The following is a 19907-nucleotide window of genomic DNA, read 5'->3' as shown; positions in this document are numbered from 1 at the left end:
GTCATTTAGAGAGATTGCAATGTGCGATCTCTTTTATCATTCAATCAATAAAATTCAAATGGATTGGTTATGGGCGTAACAGTTGGTGCGAATGGACTTTCGATAGTTCATAAAGGCTCAGGTGGTGAAGCGAATGCAACGCTCCCAGATGTTTGTTTAACTAAGGTCGGCAAGCCAGTCGTTCCTATCCCTTATGGCAACAATGCTAAATCAGCAGACCTTGCAGGTGGGACTACGACGGTCTCTATGGATGGCGGTAACAGTGTCGCTATCAAGGGCAGTACGTTCTCAAAAAGTACTGGCGATGCGGGCGGTGACAGAAAAGGCGTTGCCTCAGGCACGATAGAAGCCGAAGCAAAATTCATTTCAGCTTCACCAACGGTTAAATTTGAGGGCAAAGGCGTATGTCGTCTATCCGATCAAATGACCATGAACAAAGCTAATACCATGTGTCTTGGTGGGGCACAAAACCCATCGGTTTCTGTGACGGAAGAGCAGGAAGGGACGTATACGGTTGACTTATACCTCTCATACTCAGACGGTGAACCCGTTCAAGGCGCAACATACACTCTCACAGATCAATCTGGCGCAGTGTTTGAAGGAACTCTCGACAACAACGGTAAAGCATCTGTTAGTGGCGTTGCTCCGGGTGAGTTTGCCATAGAGTACGGCGAGGACAGCCGAGACTTTATGCCGAATGTTCCAACTAAGACCAATCCGAACTTTAATCCTAGTGCTAACGCTCAACTGATCATTGAAGAAACAAAGAAAGGCGAAGTTGGTTTCTGGGAAAATGCTTGGACGCGAATGTCTGGTGCTGCAAGCTGGGTTTGGGGCGTCATTCTTGGTGACTTTAACGATGATGCCTCCGTAGAACAGATCATTGCCAATACGGCCCTGACCATGATTCCTGTTGTCGATCAAGCAGCAGATGTCCGCGATTTATCAGCGAACATTATGACGTTGTTGAATGAGGAAGAACGTGAAAAGTCGGAAAACTGGCTGGCTCTTTCATTAACGCTTATCGGTTGTGTCCCGACATTTGGTAGTGCAGTCAAAGGTACGTGTAAAGTAGCCCTTAAAGGCGGAAAAGGAACATCAAAAGATACTTTACTGGCTGTTTTAAGAGGCATGGGTAAAGGCGATCCAGAGAAGTTCTTGCGTACGTTAGATTGGATGGATTATGCAAAACAAACCAGCCAGATTGTTAGTGATGTTTTAAAACCTTGTATTGAAGTGGCAACCGAGTTGGCTTCATACGCAAACAGAATGGGCGCGGATGAGCTCGGTGCGTATTTCTTGAAGCTAGCGGATGAGGTAAAAATCATCGACAAGATGGTACCCGACAAACTAAAAGAAGCGATGGGCGAGTTTGATGATCTTTTTGCTCGTATCCTAGGCAAGGGCGAAAAAACTTACCCAGCGAAAGTAAAACATAATACCGGCGAGTCTGCACAGTCAGGAAAGAATTCTGCAAAGGCGAATGAGAAAAAGGGTAGCGAAGAGTTTCATTGCCCAGTTTGCGGGAAGAAACCTGAAAAGTGCGATGCTTATTAAACGATGATAATGATATGACTAAGATGCGTAAAAAACCTAATCACAGCCTAATCAATGGGTCAGGTGCAAAGTTAGCTGCCCAGATTCGGAAAAACAATGGATACGGGTCCGATTTTAAGGAACACCCGTGGGCAGACAGCAGAGTAGAGAGTGATCAATGTGGTCTAGAAGCGCACCATATCATTACTACGAAGAATTTGGATACCCCTCAATGGAAAAAATATAGGGAAGCATATGAGTATGATATTAACTCTTGGGAAAATGGAGTGATGTTTCCCTCTGAGCCTGATATTGCTTGCCAAGCGTCTACTCACGTTCACCGTTCTAACCATAATGGTGGAATAGATTTCACGAGCGTTAAAACTAAATTTTGGAAGGGAAACGACCCCAGTGTTGAAGTAAAAGATGATGTTGCTGCATACCTACGAGGTTTAGATTATAAATACATAAAAGCTGTATACTCCGACATAGACTCAATTAAGCAGAATGCAAAATCAAAAGTGTATTGTAAACCAGGCAACAAAGAAAAATTTACATTACATATGAATCAAAAATCGAAAGCTATTCTAGCTAAACTTAACAGCTTTTTATACACTATTTCTACTTATGGTCATGACTATTCTCCTGTAAGTAAGGTCGGGTGTGCTGGTGGTGACTCTGAAAACAAAAGTAAAAATAGAGGATATTGTGAGCATCGCATGAAAAATACTTCACACGGCATCCTGAATCACCAAGATAATGAAATAAAACAAAGAACTTTAAAGGTCGGAAAATGAGCGATTATTACTTTGCTAGAGAAATTGTTGAAACACCACTTTATGATTTTCCGGATGAACTCTCTGATTCGGTTCCATCCAACGTATTTACATATCCTAACCAGCCAATTCCGCTTGTAAAAAGATTTGCTCCTACAGAAGGTTATAAGATTACTGATGTGTTTTTAATTCCTTCACTAGTAATAAGGAGTGATGTTTTTGAGAGTATTTCTTTCAATAATTTATTTGGAGTGAACTGGGTTGACATAACTCTTGTCGATAATGGAAATCATGCTTATAAAATGTTACAGCTTTGCAATGAAATAAACGTAATTGACAGAGATAAAAGTGACTTCGATTTTTACGATGAATTTGAAGGTGGAGAGTTTATCTCTGGAATGAATAGGTTGGTTGTAAATGATGATTTGATAGATAGCATAGAAATTGAAAAAAGACTTATATTTAGGGATTCTGGTTGGAAGGATAAAATATTTTACCATAAGTCCATTATGGAAATGTTTCTTGAGCAGAAAGTACAGGGGATAGAGTTTTTCTCTGTTGATGATTATTCGGAGTTTTTATAGATGTATATAAGATTTGAAGAAATAATTAAGATTTTACCGGAGAAAAGAAATAAGTTTGTTTTTTGCAATCCTGATATCTATATTAAGCTTCAAGCTAATAAGGTTGTTATATGGGACTCAATTTTATCTAACCTTGATAGTAAATGGTTAGAAGGCAAGTTTCTTTGGCCCACCCAATTTGATTTTGGTTCACATTCAGAGGACTATGAAAGACAATTTGATGATTACAAGACAATTGAGCTTTTACAGTTTCCTGTATTGGAAAGCTTAGATATTGAAAACTGTTATGCTTTTGTTTTCGATCAAAATCATGATCTATATATTCATGAAGATTTCATTCAAGCTCTAAAACTAGCTGGTTGTCAAGATGTTTGGTACGATACAACATACCCCTTTGGACGTTATTGATAATCATTAAATAAGCCCCGGCAGGCACTTTAAATTTATGAAGCTCAAGTTACTATATTGCTATTAATTCTAGAAATGCAAGTGAACGTAAAATATTAAAACTATGAACTTTTCAATAATCAGTGAAAACTTTCATGAGTCTACAACAAGTTTTGTTTGTATTGACACTAGAGAGCCATTATATAGCAAAGCGCAATTTGAGCCCACAAGCTCTTTAGAGCCTATTGTTTGGGAATCTACGGATGGTTTTATTAAAGGTGTAGGTAATATTGCGGATAATGGTGATCTCTGTGTTAGTAAGGAGTTCGCTGAACTGGTGATGAGTTTTGACCCTTATGGGATCGAATGTTACCCCGCAGAACTTAGATTACCAGATGGCTCGTTATCAAGTCGTTATTTGTTGGCACTAAATAATGTTTTAGATGTTATTGATGAATCTAAATCTAGAATGAGAAAGTCACCCAAGAGAAATAAGATGTTAGTTATGGAACTTTATTTATCTGAGGAGAAATTAAAAAAAATCCCTCTTCAAAATAGAGTTTTGTTCCGCGTTAAAGGGGCAGAGACCGCAACAATTTTCTGTGAGGAAATTTTTGATCTTGTGAGTGGCACTGAATCATTTAGTGATTTAAGAGCTTTTAAATTGGATTGTGATAAGGAAGTACCAAAGTACTGAGGCTTAAAATGAAAGAACAATATCATTTACTAACTAAACAAGACCTAGGTAACTTCCCATTCCAGCAAAGCCCTAAGCCAATAGTGCCAGTAGAGCCTGATCTGCTTTTGGAAATGACCTTTTCTCCAAAGCTATTTATCATCAGTGATATTGCGTCAAAAGTAGAGAAACTGGTCGTACACGGAGTAGAGTGGTTAGACGCTCGAGTGGATTGTTCCCCAAGCCAGCCATCTGATGATGAAATTAAAGTTTACGAAGATTATCGAATGCCTTATATCCATCAAACTTATAAATTGACGGACAAAGAAAAACAATACGGTATGTTGAGCTGGTTAGATATCGAATCAACAAAGTTTGACTTCTCTAAATTAGAAAATATTCCTTTAGAAGAACGATTAATATTTAAACTAGAAGAAGATTTTGGCTTCGTTTTCATTCACCAAAGTGTGATTGACCTTCTTAAAAAAGACGTCAAAGACGTTTGGATAAGAGATGTATAATTAATAGCGCCGAAAGGCGCTTTTTCTTTTATTAAAAATAAAGTATGGTCTCCCTCCTTTTAAAATGGTAAGTGTTGAATAATTCTACAGTGGTTAGGTAAATGAATAAAATAACTAAACTCGCTTTGGCTTTGTCCGTATTGACATCTGTTGTTGGGTGTCAACTGGTGTCAAATACGCCGATGCAATCGACAGCAACGAAGGAAATAATTGAAAAAGCAAAGGCAGAGTTTGATGGACAACGCTTTTATAAGTTGAATGAATATGATGAAGAAATCAACGTTTCAGATGATGGGGTCATTACCTTCAAGTCTTACTTACCACGCAGCGGCGGCTATGAATGGGTACCAATTGTGATACGCGATACTAGTTTTCGTGTTTCTTGCGATTATTTCAGTGAATATGTTGAAGCTGGAATGGTTGTTCAGGTTCAGTTTGTAGGTAAACGCGGGCGCATTGAAAATTACGACAAGCAACGTTGTGAAGAGTTTGGCGAGCCAACATGGCAATAAGAGCTATAGATAATTAAAGCGCCGACAGGCGCTTTTTATTTACGCCTTAATTAACGTTAGAAGAGGTTTAGACCAATCTTCGGAAGATTAGGCAAGCAATGCGTAGTATCTGGTTAACGAAAAAATACGAAAGTTGCAACAATGTACGTGTCAGTAAAGTAGGAGCGATAAAGCCTCCGCGTACTGTACTCATCGTGTGTTACGTTAATTAGGAGTGTCTACCATGAAAAGCCAGAACGACAATCAAGCAAGTTACCAAGATGAACCTGATGAAGGTCGTCGCAATATGATGAAAATGACGGGTACCAGCGTGGTTGCTATGGGAGTCGGATCGCTCTCAACGAGTTCCGTTCAAGCTGAGACGCAAATAAATCTTGGTGACACCTGGGATAAAACATTTACGAAAAGTAACCAAGTTCAACATCGCAAAGTGAGTTTTAAAAACCGTTATGGCATCACGTTGGCAGCGGATCTTTATAAACCTAAAAATAAAAGTGGCAAGCTTGCGGCTATCGTCATTAGTGGTCCATTTGGCGCTGTGAAAGAGCAGTCTTCAGGGTTATATGCTCAAACATTAGCCGAGCGAGGCTTCATTACTTTAGCGTTTGATCCGTCGTATACCGGAGAGAGTGGTGGTGAACCAAGAAACGTTGCATCACCTGATATCAATACAGAGGACTTTAGCGCAGCTGTGGACTTTATTGGCCTACAGAAAGACGTGGATCGTCAGAAAATTGGTGTGATAGGCATATGTGGTTGGGGCGGCATGGAGTTAAACGCAGTTGCTACAGATAAACGCGTCAAAGCAGTCGCAACCAGTACGATGTATGATATGACCCGTGTAATGTCTAAAGGCTATAACGACAGTACGACGTTTGAACAGCGCACGCAAACGTTAGAGCAGCTAAGCCTGCAACGATGGGAAGATGCCGAAAATGGAACGCCTACTTACGGGCCAGTATCGCTTGAGTTAGTTGGAGGTGAGCCCCAATTTGTTGTTGAGTATGCAGCCTATTACAAGTCTCCTGAACGTGGCTTTCATCCACGAGCCATTAATTCAAATGCAGCATGGACACTCACAACGCCGCTGTCGTTTATGAATATGCCAATTCTGACCTACATTGAAGAGATAGCTCCACGCCCAGTGTTGTTCATTCATGGCGAAAAGGCGCACTCTCGCTATTTCAGTGAAACGGCGTATGAAGCGGCGGCAGAGCCTAAAGAATTGATGGTCATTCCAAATGCGAATCATACGGATCTCTATGATCAATTGGATGTGATCCCATTTGATAAATTAGAGAGCTTCTTTAAGGTTAACTTAGTTTAGATCGCCCTCTAGAAGACAACTGAGGAGCGGTTACTATTGTGCTCCTCAGTTCCTATTGATTGAAAAATTCTCTAGATTCTCGGTGAACCATTACGGAGAGTATTTCATTATTATACTCACAAGTCGGTATGAACTTGTTTTGTAGAAAACGCTAATAAAATCGCTAAACAGCTACATGCTAATAGAACGACACCTAAGTTTTGTACTGTTCCAGCCATCGCTAATCCCGTCCCGATCATGATGTAGTACATGAGCCCAAATAAAGCACCTGCGCTACCTACCTGTTGTTTATAATCAACGAGTGCATCACTGAGTATGTTGGGTATCGCAATCCCATACGACATGACGACTAACATCATTGGAGCAACAAACCAGATTGATTGGCTCAGAATCAACACACCGACTGATCCCAAACTAAGCAATACTGCGGAGAGCCAAAGTAGTTGGTTTTTTCGAACATTTTTAGACACTAGGGATTTGTTTAAATAACTCCCAAGCAGAGTGCCTAACCCCAGTACCATGCCACTGTATCCAAATTGTTCGGAGCTATACCCAAGTGCTGAGAAAGTAAATGCGCCAAGCTGGTAATAAGAAAATAGAGCAATGTTATACAAAGCAACCAGTAATCCTGAGCGCCAAATTCGCGCGTCTCTTAGCATTTTCAAGCTAAGTTGATGCAACCGTACTGGTGTCTGTTCCTTCTGTGTTTCAGGAAGTTTAATAACGTTATAAGCGAGCAATACTAACGCGATTAAAAATAAAGCGAAAAACACATAACGGTATCCACCAAGCGCTGTAAGCTGCCCGCCTAATAGCATGCCAACTACCGGGCTGATTGATATACCCATCCCCATTAAGCTGAAGACTTTACTCAGTTCTTGACCATCAAATGCGTCACGAAGCATGGTCTGTGTGACAACGGAACCTACCGCGATACCAAATGCGCTCAGGGCTCGCGCTGCCATGACAACAGCAAAACTCTCGGTTTGAGTTGCGAGTAAAGACGCACAACTATAGATAAAGAGCCCAATAAGCATGGTAGGCCTTCTTCCCAGTTTATCTGCGAGCACTCCCCAAACTACAACGCCAATGGCAAACGCTAGGAAGTAAATCGACAGTGTTTGTGCTGCTTGTGCGTGGTTTACATCAAATGATAGAGCGATTGAGCTCAACGCTGGGCTATAGATGGTTTCTACAATTTGCGGAAACATCAACATAACCAGCATGAGCCATAAAGAGGGCTTAGTATTCATATTGTTACCCATTGTTAATGAAGTTGGCGGGCAGTATAAATGAGGCTATGATTGAGCCAATAACAACATAAAAACCAAATACATCAATATTCGGACAAAATGGCACTTATTGACGAAGAAACACAGTTTGACGCAGACAAAATTTCTAATTGTGTAGTGGGAATTGCTGCGGATATTGGCAAGCACGACTCGGGTATGCATCAGCACAAGAAAGGGCAATTGTTGTACGCACCTCAAGGTTGTATGAGTTTTGCTCTGGAAGACTCGATTTGTATTTTGCCACCGACAAAGGCGGTTTGGATCCCACCTAATACGCCGCATCGCGCACTAATGACGAATGTGGTTGCGTATCGATCTTTGTATTTTGATTGTGAGGAGTTTGCCTGTCCGAGTAAGATCACGATGATAGAAGTGAATAATTTACTCCAAGCTCTTATTGATAAAATTTCATTTTGGGAGTGGGCTAAGCCTAGCGGCGAGATGGTAAATACGACGGCGCTTTTTTGGGAGGAGTTTTATGCTGCGAAACGTTATTCGTTTCAGTTGCCTTTGCCATCACATCGGCGCTTAACAACGTTTCGTCGAGAGTTGGTTGAACCTTCATTTCTAGCTCCTTCGCTTACTACTCTTGCAAGCAAAGTTGGGGCAAGCACCAAGACGGTAACACGATTATTTAAGTCGGAAACGGGTATGAATTATCAAGATTGGCGTCAACAGTGGAGGCTCTTAAAAGCAGTTGAATTGTTATCTACGGGAATGCAAGTCAGCGCCGTTGCTGATTGGCTGGAGTTTTCGTCAGACAGTGCTTTTATTGCATTTTTCAAAAAGCAAACTGGGCAAACACCTCTGACGTTTATGAAAACCAAGCCCTAAGCATCAAAATACTCACACTCTTTCTAGAACAAATCCTAGGTTCATAGGCTCAGCCTATGAAGCGTACATAGAGAGATACCAACGTGCACGTTACTTGTGTTTACTCGGCAGCTGACGAAAATATTGAGTAGCACAATCAACAAAGGCTCGGATGCGTTTTGGTTGATGTCGGTCGTGATGGTAAAGAAGTGAAAACTCCACACTCGGAATGCTCCAGTCGGTAAACACTTCTTTTAGCTTGCCTGTCTGGAGTTCTTGTTGGCAATAAAGTGCTGGCACACGGATGATCCCATTTCCCGCCAAGGCTGCTTTTATCATTACTCTGCCGCTTTTACATCGTAACTGCCCACGTATTTGGTGCTCCGTCGACTGCTTTGTATTCGTATCCTCAAATGCCCACCGAGTCACACTGCCTGTCAAACAAACGTGATTTTCTAAGTCTTTTGGATGCGAAGGGTAGCCATGTGTTTCTAAATAGCTTGGGCTTGCGTACGTCCCCATTTCCACATCGATCAGTTTGCGAGCGATAAAGTTGGAGTCTTCTAACTTTCCCATTCGAAAAGCGATATCGAATTCATCTGCGATTAAATCGACACGATGGCTGCTAAAATCTAAGTTAATGTTCACTTGTGGGTGTTGGATTAGAAACTGAGCAACGATATCTGCGACAACGTCTTCCCCTAAATAACCCCCCACGCAGTTGATACGAATTTCGCCTCTTAATTCTTCTACATCATCAACCACTGCCATAACAGCTTGATCAATATTGTGAAGGGCGGTTTCACACTGTTTATACAGAACCTTGCCTGCTTCGGTGAGCTTCAGTGTTCGAGTGGTTCTTTGTAGCAAAGTGGCACCAATCTGTTGTTCCAGATTTGTTATTTGACGTGAAACGTGTGAGCGAGAAACGCCAAGTTGCTCTGCTGCTTTCGTGAAGTTTCCTAGTTGAGCGATTAGGACGAAAGAGCGGATATCCGCAAGGTTGATGTGTGTTTGCATGATGACTTCTGCGTAATTCAAAAAAGTATTGTTGCAGTATAACAACAGTGTTTCAACTAGGTCGGTATATATCAACAAACAAAGTTTTCTTAAACTTATCGCCATTGAGGTAAACCGTTCTATTAAGGATTCAAAATGAAAAAGTTAATTGTTATTACAGGCGCTAGTTCAGGCATTGGTGAAGCGATTTCACGTCATTTCAGCGAACAGGGCCATGCTCTTCTTTTGTTAGCAAGACGTGTAGAACGTTTAGAAGCATTAAACTTACCAAATACGCTTTGTGAAAAGGTAGATGTGACCGATAAAGCTTCTTTTGAAGCGGCAATTGAGAAAGCAGAAGCGTTGTATGGTCCGGTAGATGCACTTGTAAATAACGCAGGCGTTATGCTTCTAGGCCAGATAGATACTCAGGACGCATCGGAGTGGAAGCGCATGTTTGATGTGAACGTACTTGGCTTGCTCAATGGTATGCAGTCCGTCTTAGCACCGATGAAAGCACGCAACAGTGGTACGATCATTAATATCAGCTCTATTGCGGGCAAGAAAACATTCCCTGATCATGCCGCTTACTGTGGTACCAAATTTGCGGTTCATGCGATTTCTGAAAACGTACGTGAAGAAGTCGCATCATCGAATGTTCGCGTTACGACTATTGCACCTGGCGCTGTGGAAACTGAATTACTTTCACATACTACGTCCCAAGATATTAAAGATGGCTATGATGCTTGGAAAGAGGATATGGGGGGCGTGTTGGCAGCCGATGATATTGCACGAGCAGTGCTGTTTGCTTATCAGCAACCGCAAGGTGTATGTGTTCGCGAAATTGCTTTGGCACCGACAAAACAGCAACCTTAACATTAATTTACAGCGACTTCTGGATCATTAGGGCTGTGAATATTTGCACACCGATTCGTGATTGATATGGCATCTTTCAACTAAGTCGTATGAAAATTTAGGTTACCCATTTAAGTCCGTAGCCTAAGTGTGTTATTGCTTATACCCAAGTTACTCAAGGTGAGAAAAAACTTTGAGTAATTTGGGTTTTTATTTGGTCTCAATTTTTAGTATGTAGCTCTATTGGGGTCAGCGGGCCACAGTCGTAAAGAAAAGGAGAAGGTGACGTAAAGCAAAATGAAGCAATATCCATAGCTTAATGAGAATTGATTTCATCAACGTCACAAGCCGTTACAATTATCCGTTAGGTATTATACTTTGTGGGTGGTTAATATTTAACCAAACAAGGAGGTGTGTATGAAACGATTCGCGAACATACTTTTTGCAACACAAGGATTGCCTGGTCATAGTGAGGCGCTCGAACAAGCGATGAGGATCGCATCCAGCAACAAAGTACCTGTTTCAGGGCTAATTGCGTGCCCCGATTTCCCCGTGGATATGCTCCAGTATCAGCAAAGTTATGAGCAATCGCTACAAGACTCCCTCAAACAAAGCATTCAGGAATACAGACAGAAGCTCGATCTTTCTGAAGATGATCTGGCATTTCCTCTTACTGTGAAAAGCAGTGAAAAACCCGCTGTCTGTATCATTAAAGAAGCATTAGCTGACAACAAAGATCTTATCATCAAAGAAGCTGAACCACTCGGTGAAGGCGCTGAAGGCTTCAAAGCCATTGATATGACACTGTTACGCAAATGTCCTTGTCCATTATGGTTACACCGACCGATTGATAAGCCGAGAGACAAACGCCGTGTGGCTGTTGCTATAGATCCGTTAACGGCGAGCGATGAACAGCACTCATTAGCGGTGCGTTTACTTGAATTATCTCGTTCAATAGCCGACACCTGTGACAGTCGTTTACATGTGATTTCTTGCTGGGAATATTACTTAGAGAATTACCTACATGACAATGCTTGGATTCAAGTCGACGATGCTGAGTTGAAACATGAACTCGACAAAGCAAAAGCCGATCATAAACAAGCTCTACAACAACTGCTGGAAGAGTCGGGGATTACGGGTGAAATTGTGATTCATCATTTACACGGAAAGCCTGATGAAAAAATCCCGGATTACGTAGAAAGCATAGAAGTGGACGTTCTAGTCATGGGTACCTTAGCGAGAACAGGGATATCTGGCTACGTCATTGGTAATACGGCTGAAAACATTTTGCAATCTATAAACTGTAGTTTGGTCGCTCTTAAGCCCGATGGTTTTGTATCGCCGATTCAGTAATTGGTGTGTAACAAACCTGGGTTTAAGTGGTTGTTTTAGGTAAAGGAGGGAGACGGAGTTCTAGAACATGGAATTATCAGTGTATCAATAAGTTATCAGAGGAGAGTGACATGAAAAACCTATGCCCGAAATGCCACACAGAAATGATAGAACGTTCGAACGTTTATGTTTGTCCGAGAAATGATATCGGTGACTGCACCTACGATGCGTTCGAGTTAACTGATGACGATAATCCATACACATTCAGTCGAGAACACGTAAGTAGTGATCTACGTTCTTACACCGTAGCGGACAGCAAGTAGCTGTTTGTATTAACGTTCCTTTAAGTAGCATTCAGTGATTGCTGTTTGCTACTTATCCCTTGGTTTTATGATCTTTTTTGAAATACTTGGGCTAAAACAATCAAGTGGAGCTTTTTATCTTTGCGCCAAATAGGGCGAACTTTCTTATAAAAATGAATGGGCTGCGATGTTGAATAGCATAACGGGTAAAGAAAACCTGCCGAAAAATCCCGATAATCAGTTGGTCTTACTGATTTTCCCTGTGCTGCCAATTTTAATCTTCTCTTTTCTTTTTTACATCTACACACCCGCAGGCGTAAGCTGGAATGCGGAATGGATACCTAGCCTCGATATTAACTTCAGCTTTAGGTTAGATGGTCTGTCATTCCTTTTTGCCGGGCTGATCAGCGGGATTGGCGCACTGATCCAAATATACGCTTTGGCTTACTTACGAGAGAGTGATAGCCGATTTTCCTTTCATTTATACCTAACCCTATTCATGCTTGCCATGCTAGGGATTGTGATGAGCGATAACATCCTGTTGTTATTTGTTTTCTGGGAACTCACCACCATCACTTCTTACTTACTGATTGGTTTTAATCACGAAAACAAAACGTCACGAAAAAATGCACTGCAGTCGTTGATCGTTACAGGTGCTGGTGGATTAGCGTTGTTAGCTGGCCTTATCTTGTTGGGAGCGATGGCAGGGAGTTATGAGTTACATACGATCATCGCTCAGGCGGACACTATTGCGCAGCATGAATGGTTTATGCCATCTCTAGTGCTCATACTACTTGGCGCATTTACTAAATCTGCGCAGTTCCCGTTTCATTTTTGGCTACCTAACGCGATGGCAGCGCCCACTCCAGTCAGTGCGTATTTACACTCGGCAACAATGGTAAAGGCGGGCATTTACTTGTTAGCGCGTTTATCGCCAGTTTATGCTCATAGCGAGGTTTGGTTTTATGCCTTAGTGATCACAGGGAGTATCACCGCCGTTTGGTGCACGTTTGTCGCATTAAAACAAACTGACTTGAAGCTGATGCTAGCCTACAGCACGAATGTTGCTTTGGGTAAATTAACATTATTACTAGGTATGGGCACAGATTTGGCCGTGAGCGCAGTATTGATGTTTATTCTCGCTCACTCTTTCTATAAAGCAGCGCTGTTTATGGTGGTGGGGAATATCGACAAAGCGACAGGAACACGAGATATCGATCAACTGTACGGCTTGAAGTCAGTGCTCTTCATCAGCATGGTTGCGGGGAGTTTGGCTGCATTGTCGAAAGCTGGGTTTCCGCCGTTGTTAGGCTTTTTGAGCAAAGAATACATGTACAAAGCCGCCGTAGAGCTCAATAACTGGATCGCCTTTGTACTTTTAATCGTGAATATACTGATGGTTGCGCTAACCATTATGCTTATAGCGAGACCATTCTTTGCTCGCCGTGATCTCATGCCGATTGAAATGAAGCCAGTTGAGACAAAAAAAGCCATGTGGTTCTCGCCTTTGCTCTTGGCACTTGGCAGTCTCATCGTTCCGCTAGTCGGTTTAAATTGGTTAGATCACAATATCATCTTTCCTGGCTCTGCTGACATTCTGCCTGCAGCCGATATTAAAGCGACATCATTATGGCATGGTGTGAATGTACCGCTGGTCCTAAGCGTTATCACGCTAGTATTGGGGTATGTGGTGTACCGTGTTTATCCTACTGTGTCTGCATTTTTTCAGCGGTTACATCTATTCGTCCCCAAAGCGGAGAATGTTTTTGAACGACTATTAGATGGCATGATGACACTGGCGAAGTGGCAAACGGCGCTGTTGCAGCAAAAGAAGTTGAGTCGTTATGTCCTGCTATTTTTCGCGGTACTCGCCGTCGCTTTACTTGGTCAGGTAGCATTTATTCCTCTGCCTTTATTAGAGCAGCTTTCAAAAGTGGCTTTCTATGAGATTGGCATTGCCTTATTGCTGATTGGTGCAGCGATCGTATGTACGTTGTCTCACTCAAGGCTTCTTGCGATTTCTGCGCTAGGTATGATTGGTTTTATGACCACGCTTGTTTTTATGATCTACAGTGCTCCGGACGTCGCGAAGACTTTACTGTTAGTGGAAACATTAATGGTGGTCTTTTTAGCATTGTTAATGCGTCATATGCCGCGTTTAACCACTGTGCCCAAGCATTCAATAAAACGCAAATTGGCGAATGTTTGTATAGCGGGCGTGATAGGTGTTTCGATTACTTTCCTCTTGTTAGGAATCACGTCCCAGCCGATGGATTCATCGGTGTCGGAATTCTTTGCGGAAAATAGTGTCTCAGGCGGGCATGGGCGCAATATTGTCAACGTCATTCTCGTCGACTTTCGTGCGTTTGATACATTGGGAGAGGTTGTCGTCGTTGTCATTGCTGGGATTGCAGCAGTGAGCTTGCTTAAGACAAGAGCGAAAAAGCAAAACCGTATTCAATCATTAATTTTTGCAACCACGGCACATATCGTCGCGGCGCTCATGCTCGTGTTCTCAGTGTATCTGTTATTACGTGGTCATAACGAACCGGGTGGTGGCTTCATTGGTGCATTGATTGCCGTTATTGGCTTATCGCTTCTCATGTTCGCGGAATCACCGAAATACGTTCGTTCTAGATTGTATTTCAAGCCGTTTTTCATTGCGTTATCTGGCATTGCATTGAGCTTGATATCAGGAGCTTTGAGCTTTGCGTTTGATAAACCGTTTTTAACCGGGTTGTGGTGGAAAGATGTGATACCACTGGGTACGCCGTTGGTTTTTGATGTTGGTGTTTATCTTGCCGTTATAGGTGGCGTGATGGGGATGCTGCTTCGTATTAATGAGGAGCTAGAGTGATGGAAATTGTCTGGAGTGTTGTCGTTGGAGTATTTGTCGCCGCAGGTGTTTATTTAATGCTTGAAAAACATATCTTGCGTCTTTTGTTCGGTATCATGTTACTCAGCAGTGCGGTTAACCTTGCTATTTTTACCGCGGGAAGGCTGACTCCTGGAGAGCCGCCATTGATTGGCGATAATGCACTTTTTCCACCAGATGGCGCGGCAAACCCATTACCTCAAGCGCTGATTTTAACCGCGATAGTCATCGGTTTTGGGCTACTTATTTTTGCTTTAATGTTGTTCTATCGAGCTTATAAAGATTCTGGAACCGCAGACGTCGATGAAATGCAACGTTCTGAGGAGGGTCAATGAGTTCGATTTTGCTGACGTTACCTGTTGTTCTTTCATTGAGTACGGCGCTGACCATTTTCTTTGTACGTCGCTCAACAAAAAGTGCTGAGTGGTTAAGTGGCGCGAGTGTGATTTTGAACCTTGTCGTCGCAGGCCTTCTCACAGAAAACATCATAAGTAATGGTATTCAAGCCGTTGCTTTTGGCCAGTGGCAAGCACCGTTTGGTATCGTCTTTGTCGCAGATTACTTCAGCGTTGCCATGGTGATGATTACCGCAGTGATTGGTGCGATATGTGTTTTCTATGCCATGGCGGACCTTCACCGAAAACCTTCCTATAGCAATTACCATGCGTTGACGCACGTGTTGCTTGCTGGTGTTTATGGCGCGTTCCTCACCGGAGATATTTTTAATCTGTATGTTTGGTTCGAGGTCATGCTCATCGCGTCATTTGGTTTAATGGTATTAGATGCAACGAAAACTCAAATTGATGGGGCAGTGAAGTATGTGATGTTGAACCTGATTTCGACGCTAGTGTTCTTGCTTGCCATCGGTTTGTTGTATGGCGCAACGGGCACCTTGAACTTGGCCGATCTCTATACCAAAGCGGGAGAGAGCGAACTGAGCATCAACATGATGTTGTCCGCCTTGTTTTTGTTTGCCTTTTCTATCAAAGCGGCACTATTTCCTTTATTTGCTTGGTTGCCAGCTTCTTATCACACTTTACCAAGTGGTGTGGTTGCGCTGTTTGCTGCGTTGCTTACTAAAGTCGGCGTATACGCGTTAATACGAGTCTTCACATTAGTATTTCCGCTCGCCGAGAGTGGTTGGCAGCCGACGTTGATTTGGATTGCTGGCCTCACCATGTTAACGGGCGTTTTGGGGGCGGCAAGTCAATTCGATATTAAGAAAATTCTTTCTTTTCACATCATTAGCCAAATAGGTTACATGATAATGGGGTTGGCGATTTACACACCCTTAGCTTTGGCTGGTGCCATTTTCTACATTGTCCATCACATCATTGTAAAAGCGAATTTGTTCTTAATCGGTGGCTTTATTGAGCGCAAATATGGCTCTAGTCAACTTGAACATTTGGGCGGGGTATATAAAGCAATGCCTTGGTTAGCGTTCTTGTTTCTTGTCCCTGCGTTTTCTCTGGCAGGATTTCCGCCGCTCTCTGGTTTCTGGGGCAAATTTCTGGTGATCAAATCGAGTTTACAGGCTGAATATTACTGGTTAGCCGGTACCGCGCTGTTGGTGGGGCTGCTTACCGTCTACTCGATGACGAAGATTTGGAGTGAGGCATTCTGGAAAAAGCCGGTTAGGGAGAGAACAGAACAGACTCTGCAAGTCAAAGTACATTGGTTGTATTGCGTTCCAATTGCCGTATTGACCATGTTCACGTTGATCATAGGCTTGGTGGCGGAGCCTTTTTATCAGTTTTCTGTTCAAGCTGCTGAACAACTGTTAAATCCGAATGAATACATTCGAGCGGTATTGGGAGGAAATTTATGATCTATCTATTCCTCAATCTTTTCTTAGCATTAGCATGGATGATGTTAAACGGCAGTTATTCGAGTTTGAATTTTATTGTCGGATTTACGGTCGGTTTTTTTGCCTTACGGTTGAGCCAACCATTTGGATTAAAAACCAGCTACTTTCGACGTTTTGCGTCGGCATTAAAGTTACTGGTGTACTTCGCTTATGAAATGATCATATCGGTTGCAAGAGTCGTGTGGGATGTTGTGACGCCAACGCATTTGAGCCAGCCAGATATCGTCTATGTCCCTTTGGACGTCGATTCCGACCTTGAAGTCACCTTACTTGCGAATATGGTTTCGTTAACACCGGGCACACTCAGTTTGGACGTTACGCCTGATAAAAAGCATCTTATCGTTCATGCCATGTTTGCGCCTGAGCATGAAGCAGTTATTCGTGGAATTAAAAATGGATTAGAGCATCGAATTTTGGAGGTGACGCGTGGATAGCTGGCTGCAAATAAGTGTCACTTTTGCCTATGCAGGGCTATTACTCAGTTTTGTTATGGCTTTCTTCCGTTTAATTTTAGGACCAACGCTGGCTGACCGAGTTGTGGCGTTAGATTTGATTTCATTTATCACCATCGGTTTTATTACGGTTTACACCTTAGACAGTGGTGAGGATGCCTTGTTAGATATCGCCATTACATTAGGTTTGGTAGCATTTCTTGGCACAATCGCATTTGCACGTTTGATCGTTAAAAGGAAGGAGAAAGAATAATGGATGTGTTGATTGGGCTGTTTTTATGTTTAGGGACGTTATTGATCCTAAGCGCTAGTTTAGGTGTGTTGCGGTTGCCAGATCTATATACCCGAATGCATGCCGCAACCAAAGCCGGTACCGTTGGGGTTAGTTGCTTACTACTAGCGGTTGCTTTCTCAATTCCTGAAGTCACCGTGATCTCCCGAGTTATCGGTACGATGTTGTTTATCTTTCTCACGGCGCCAGTCGCCTCTCACCTACTCGGAAGAGCAATGCGAGAGGTCGGCTACAAAATTTGGCGCAATGATTAACCATTAGCGTCGAATAGTACTACGTCCTAGTTGAAATAAACTCGAAGCTGTATTGATGAAGTCGGAAGTAATTGACGGTATATTCAAATGCACGACCATCTTCTAGGTAACCAGTGGACTCAACTTTTAGAATAGGGGAAGCTTCTGATTCATTCAGGTATGAGGCCGTCTCTGCATCTAACAAATACGGTTTGACAGACTGACTGCTTTTCGCAATTTTCAATCCTTTGCTATTTTCAATGTACTCATATTTAGAACCATTCATTATGGCTATGCTCAAGTCTGGAAATAACATTGCTGGCATATGAGTGACTTCGTAAATTTCAGGCTCATCATTAATACATCTGAGTCTATGTATTTCATATGTATCATCATTGGGCGAGAGATTTAACTGCTTAGCAACCTGCTCATTCGGCTTTTTAAGTTCGAACTTTATGACTTGAGAGCTAGGAGTTTTCCCCTGTTTACTGACTTCCTCGATAAAACCCAGCAAATGTAAGGCATCATGTTGGGCTTTTAGATCGTTTACATAAGTTCCACTACCTCTTGTCCGACTAATTAAATTATTATCGACCAGAATTTGTAAGCTTTTTCTGATGGTTACGCGGCTTACGGAAAACTCTTCTTGCAAATCACTCTCTTTTGGAAGCATCGATTTAGGTTGTAGTTCCCCATCTTTGATCTTTTTTTCTAATCGTTCCGCAATGTCTATGTATTTGGGTTTCATAATACCTCGCTAAGTCTTGGATCATGATAGCAAGAATGTGATCTGAGATGTAGTTAATACTTTTCCTTAGGATCTTTGTGTGATTTTTATCTCGTATCTTTGTGCTTACACTTTAAAGGTATCATAAAAGTATTAATACTTATTTTATACATTTCCAGGGTAAACATTTGAGGTAGCGAAATGAAACGTCAAAAATTAACGATTGTTGGTGCTGGCAGTACATACACACTTGGTATGATGAACAGCCTTATTGCCGAAAAAGATAACTTTCCACTCGCAAAAGTCGTGTTTTACGACATAGATGAAAAACGCCAAGAGTCGAATGCATTAGCTACTGAAATTCTATTGCGAGAACACTATCCAGAAGTTGAAGAGTTTGTTTATACAACGGATAAATCTGTCGCATTCGCAGATTCGGACTTTTTCTTTATCCAGATCCGCACTGGTGGGTTGGCCATGCGCGAGCGCGATGAACAAATCCCGCTATCCAACTCTTGTGTTGGGCAAGAGACATGTGGCGCGGGAGGAATGGCATATGGACTTCGCTCTATCGGCGACATGATCCAGCTAGTGAACGAGATCCGACAAACGTGTCCAGATGCGTGGATTCTTAATTACACCAACCCGGCGGCAATTGTCGCTGAAGCTTTAAATCGTGAATTTCCGCATGATAAGCGAATTCTAAATATCTGTGATATGCCAGCAGCGATTATGGTCAGCTATGCGCAATTGTTAGGGTGTGAAATTTGGGACTTTGTTCCTGAATACTTTGGGCTTAATCACTATGGCTGGTTTACCAAAATTCGTAACAAACAGGGTTATGACTTAACGGATAAAATTAAAAATATCATCTTAAAAGAAGGGATCAGTGCGGTTGATGCGGAAATAGCGGATGACCCATCGTGGCAAGCCACATTCAAAAACATGAGAACGATGCTTGCTGATAATCCAGAGTTTTTGCCGAATACGTATCTTCAATACTATTTGTACCCTGAAAAAATGGTGGCGAAAGAGGATATCAACAATACTCGCGCAAGGCAGGTAATTAACGGCCGTGAGAAGCGAGTGTTCGAATTGAACGCAAGAATAATTGAAGCGGGCACCACGAAGCACGAAACACTGCATGCCGATATCCATGGTCGATACATGGTGAGAGTCGCGGCTTCGCTAGCCTACAACTTGAGCGATGTATATCTCGTCATCGTACCGAATAATGGTGCTATTACAAACTTACAAAATGACGCTATGGTAGAAGTTCCTGCAGCGCTAACTAGTGATGGACCGAAAGCTTTTACTGTAGGAAAAATCCCAACTTTCCAAAAAGCCATGATTGAGAGCCAACTTGGTTACGAGAAATTAGTCGTGGATGCTTGGTACGAAGGAAGTCAGCAAAAGCTGATTAATGCACTCACACTTAACCGTACCGTGGTTAATGTGCCAAAAGCTAAAGAAATAACAAAACAATTACTAGAAGAAAATAAAGCCTACCTTCCTCAATTTTTTCAATAACAACTGGACGTTCGGGGCC

Annotated in this window: 22 protein-coding genes; 19 read left to right on the top strand and 3 right to left on the bottom strand. The window is 42.3% G+C overall.

Annotated elements, in window-relative coordinates; all coding sequences use genetic code 11:
* Positions 1 to 69: 69 nt before the first annotated feature.
* From NL643_RS13890 to NL643_RS13855, 8 genes are all read left to right on the top strand, one after another.
* Positions 70 to 1557, top strand: a complete 1488-nt coding sequence (locus NL643_RS13890; RefSeq protein WP_253644633.1) for a PAAR-like domain-containing protein — start codon at positions 70 to 72, stop codon at positions 1555 to 1557.
* 14 nt (positions 1558 to 1571) lie between these two features.
* Positions 1572 to 2333, top strand: a complete 762-nt coding sequence (locus NL643_RS13885; RefSeq protein ID WP_253644632.1) for an AHH domain-containing protein — start codon at positions 1572 to 1574, stop codon at positions 2331 to 2333.
* Positions 2330 to 2896 carry a DUF1629 domain-containing protein gene (locus tag NL643_RS13880; protein WP_054867469.1) on the top strand — a complete coding sequence of 189 codons (567 nt, stop codon included), beginning with the start codon at positions 2330 to 2332 and terminating at the stop codon, positions 2894 to 2896. The genes NL643_RS13885 and NL643_RS13880 overlap by 4 nt, the downstream gene beginning before the upstream one ends.
* The gene (locus tag NL643_RS13875) at positions 2897 to 3304 is read left to right on the top strand and encodes a hypothetical protein (protein ID WP_203342632.1); all 408 of its coding nucleotides are present in this window, start codon (positions 2897 to 2899) and stop codon (positions 3302 to 3304) included. It begins immediately after the preceding gene.
* Positions 3305 to 3407: 103 nt separating this feature from the next.
* Entirely contained in the window at positions 3408 to 3980 is a 573-nt protein-coding gene (locus NL643_RS13870; protein WP_253644631.1) for a DUF1629 domain-containing protein, read from the top strand.
* A gap of 8 nt (positions 3981 to 3988) precedes the next feature.
* A complete protein-coding gene (locus NL643_RS13865) occupies positions 3989 to 4480 on the top strand; it encodes a hypothetical protein (protein ID WP_253644630.1) in 492 nt (163 codons plus the stop codon).
* Between the two features lie 101 nt (positions 4481 to 4581).
* Entirely contained in the window at positions 4582 to 4992 is a 411-nt protein-coding gene (locus NL643_RS13860) for a hypothetical protein (protein ID WP_006741077.1), read from the top strand.
* 223 nt (positions 4993 to 5215) lie between these two features.
* On the top strand, positions 5216 to 6319 hold the full coding sequence (locus NL643_RS13855; RefSeq protein WP_253644629.1) for an alpha/beta hydrolase: 1104 nt from the start codon (positions 5216 to 5218) through the stop codon (positions 6317 to 6319).
* Positions 6320 to 6435: 116 nt separating this feature from the next.
* Here NL643_RS13855 and NL643_RS13850 read toward each other — a convergent pair whose 3' ends face one another.
* On the bottom strand, positions 6436 to 7572 hold the full coding sequence (locus tag NL643_RS13850) for a multidrug effflux MFS transporter (protein ID WP_253644628.1): 1137 nt from the start codon (positions 7570 to 7572) through the stop codon (positions 6436 to 6438).
* Positions 7573 to 7671: 99 nt separating this feature from the next.
* Here NL643_RS13850 and NL643_RS13845 point away from each other — a divergent pair, with 99 nt between their 5' ends.
* Positions 7672 to 8445, top strand: a complete 774-nt coding sequence (locus tag NL643_RS13845; protein WP_253644627.1) for a helix-turn-helix domain-containing protein — start codon at positions 7672 to 7674, stop codon at positions 8443 to 8445.
* Positions 8446 to 8535: 90 nt separating this feature from the next.
* Here the strand turns inward: NL643_RS13845 and NL643_RS13840 are convergent, their stop codons facing one another.
* Positions 8536 to 9444 (bottom strand): LysR family transcriptional regulator, encoded by a 909-nt coding sequence (locus NL643_RS13840; protein ID WP_253644626.1) that lies wholly within the window; start codon positions 9442 to 9444, stop codon positions 8536 to 8538.
* 135 nt (positions 9445 to 9579) lie between these two features.
* Here NL643_RS13840 and NL643_RS13835 point away from each other — a divergent pair, with 135 nt between their 5' ends.
* From NL643_RS13835 to mnhG, 9 genes are all read left to right on the top strand, one after another.
* The gene (locus NL643_RS13835) at positions 9580 to 10299 is read left to right on the top strand and encodes an SDR family oxidoreductase (RefSeq protein WP_253644625.1); all 720 of its coding nucleotides are present in this window, start codon (positions 9580 to 9582) and stop codon (positions 10297 to 10299) included.
* Positions 10300 to 10695: 396 nt separating this feature from the next.
* Complete coding sequence (locus NL643_RS13830; RefSeq protein WP_005392612.1) at positions 10696 to 11631, top strand: universal stress protein; 936 nt, start codon at positions 10696 to 10698, stop codon at positions 11629 to 11631.
* Between the two features lie 110 nt (positions 11632 to 11741).
* Positions 11742 to 11933 (top strand): hypothetical protein, encoded by a 192-nt coding sequence (locus NL643_RS13825; RefSeq protein ID WP_005392611.1) that lies wholly within the window; start codon positions 11742 to 11744, stop codon positions 11931 to 11933.
* A 166-nt stretch (positions 11934 to 12099) separates the two neighbouring features.
* Positions 12100 to 14769, top strand: a complete 2670-nt coding sequence (gene mbhE / locus NL643_RS13820) for a hydrogen gas-evolving membrane-bound hydrogenase subunit E (RefSeq protein WP_253644624.1) — start codon at positions 12100 to 12102, stop codon at positions 14767 to 14769.
* A complete protein-coding gene (locus tag NL643_RS13815) occupies positions 14769 to 15122 on the top strand; it encodes a Na+/H+ antiporter subunit C (RefSeq protein ID WP_182032890.1) in 354 nt (117 codons plus the stop codon). Before mbhE ends, NL643_RS13815 begins: the two co-directional genes overlap by 1 nt.
* Positions 15119 to 16615 carry a Na+/H+ antiporter subunit D gene (locus NL643_RS13810; RefSeq protein WP_253644623.1) on the top strand — a complete coding sequence of 499 codons (1497 nt, stop codon included), beginning with the start codon at positions 15119 to 15121 and terminating at the stop codon, positions 16613 to 16615. Before NL643_RS13815 ends, NL643_RS13810 begins: the two co-directional genes overlap by 4 nt.
* Positions 16612 to 17088: a Na+/H+ antiporter subunit E gene (locus NL643_RS13805; protein WP_253644622.1), complete on the top strand. Its 477-nt coding sequence runs from the start codon at positions 16612 to 16614 to the stop codon at positions 17086 to 17088. The genes NL643_RS13810 and NL643_RS13805 overlap by 4 nt, the downstream gene beginning before the upstream one ends.
* Positions 17081 to 17359: a cation:proton antiporter gene (locus NL643_RS13800; protein WP_005392606.1), complete on the top strand. Its 279-nt coding sequence runs from the start codon at positions 17081 to 17083 to the stop codon at positions 17357 to 17359. Before NL643_RS13805 ends, NL643_RS13800 begins: the two co-directional genes overlap by 8 nt.
* Positions 17359 to 17652 carry a monovalent cation/H(+) antiporter subunit G gene (gene mnhG / locus NL643_RS13795; RefSeq protein ID WP_253644621.1) on the top strand — a complete coding sequence of 98 codons (294 nt, stop codon included), beginning with the start codon at positions 17359 to 17361 and terminating at the stop codon, positions 17650 to 17652. Before NL643_RS13800 ends, mnhG begins: the two co-directional genes overlap by 1 nt.
* Before the next feature lie 19 nt (positions 17653 to 17671).
* Here the strand turns inward: mnhG and NL643_RS13790 are convergent, their stop codons facing one another.
* Positions 17672 to 18379, bottom strand: a complete 708-nt coding sequence (locus tag NL643_RS13790; protein ID WP_053307578.1) for a GntR family transcriptional regulator — start codon at positions 18377 to 18379, stop codon at positions 17672 to 17674.
* A 180-nt stretch (positions 18380 to 18559) separates the two neighbouring features.
* Here NL643_RS13790 and NL643_RS13785 point away from each other — a divergent pair, with 180 nt between their 5' ends.
* Complete coding sequence (locus tag NL643_RS13785; RefSeq protein ID WP_006741068.1) at positions 18560 to 19888, top strand: 6-phospho-alpha-glucosidase; 1329 nt, start codon at positions 18560 to 18562, stop codon at positions 19886 to 19888.
* Positions 19889 to 19907: the final 19 nt, after the last annotated feature.

Origin of the sequence: Vibrio sp. Y42_MX_L11 (assembly GCF_024181785.1) — a bacterium.
Lineage (GTDB): Bacteria > Pseudomonadota > Gammaproteobacteria > Enterobacterales > Vibrionaceae > Vibrio > Vibrio diabolicus.
This window is presented reverse-complemented; position numbering and strand designations above follow the sequence as displayed.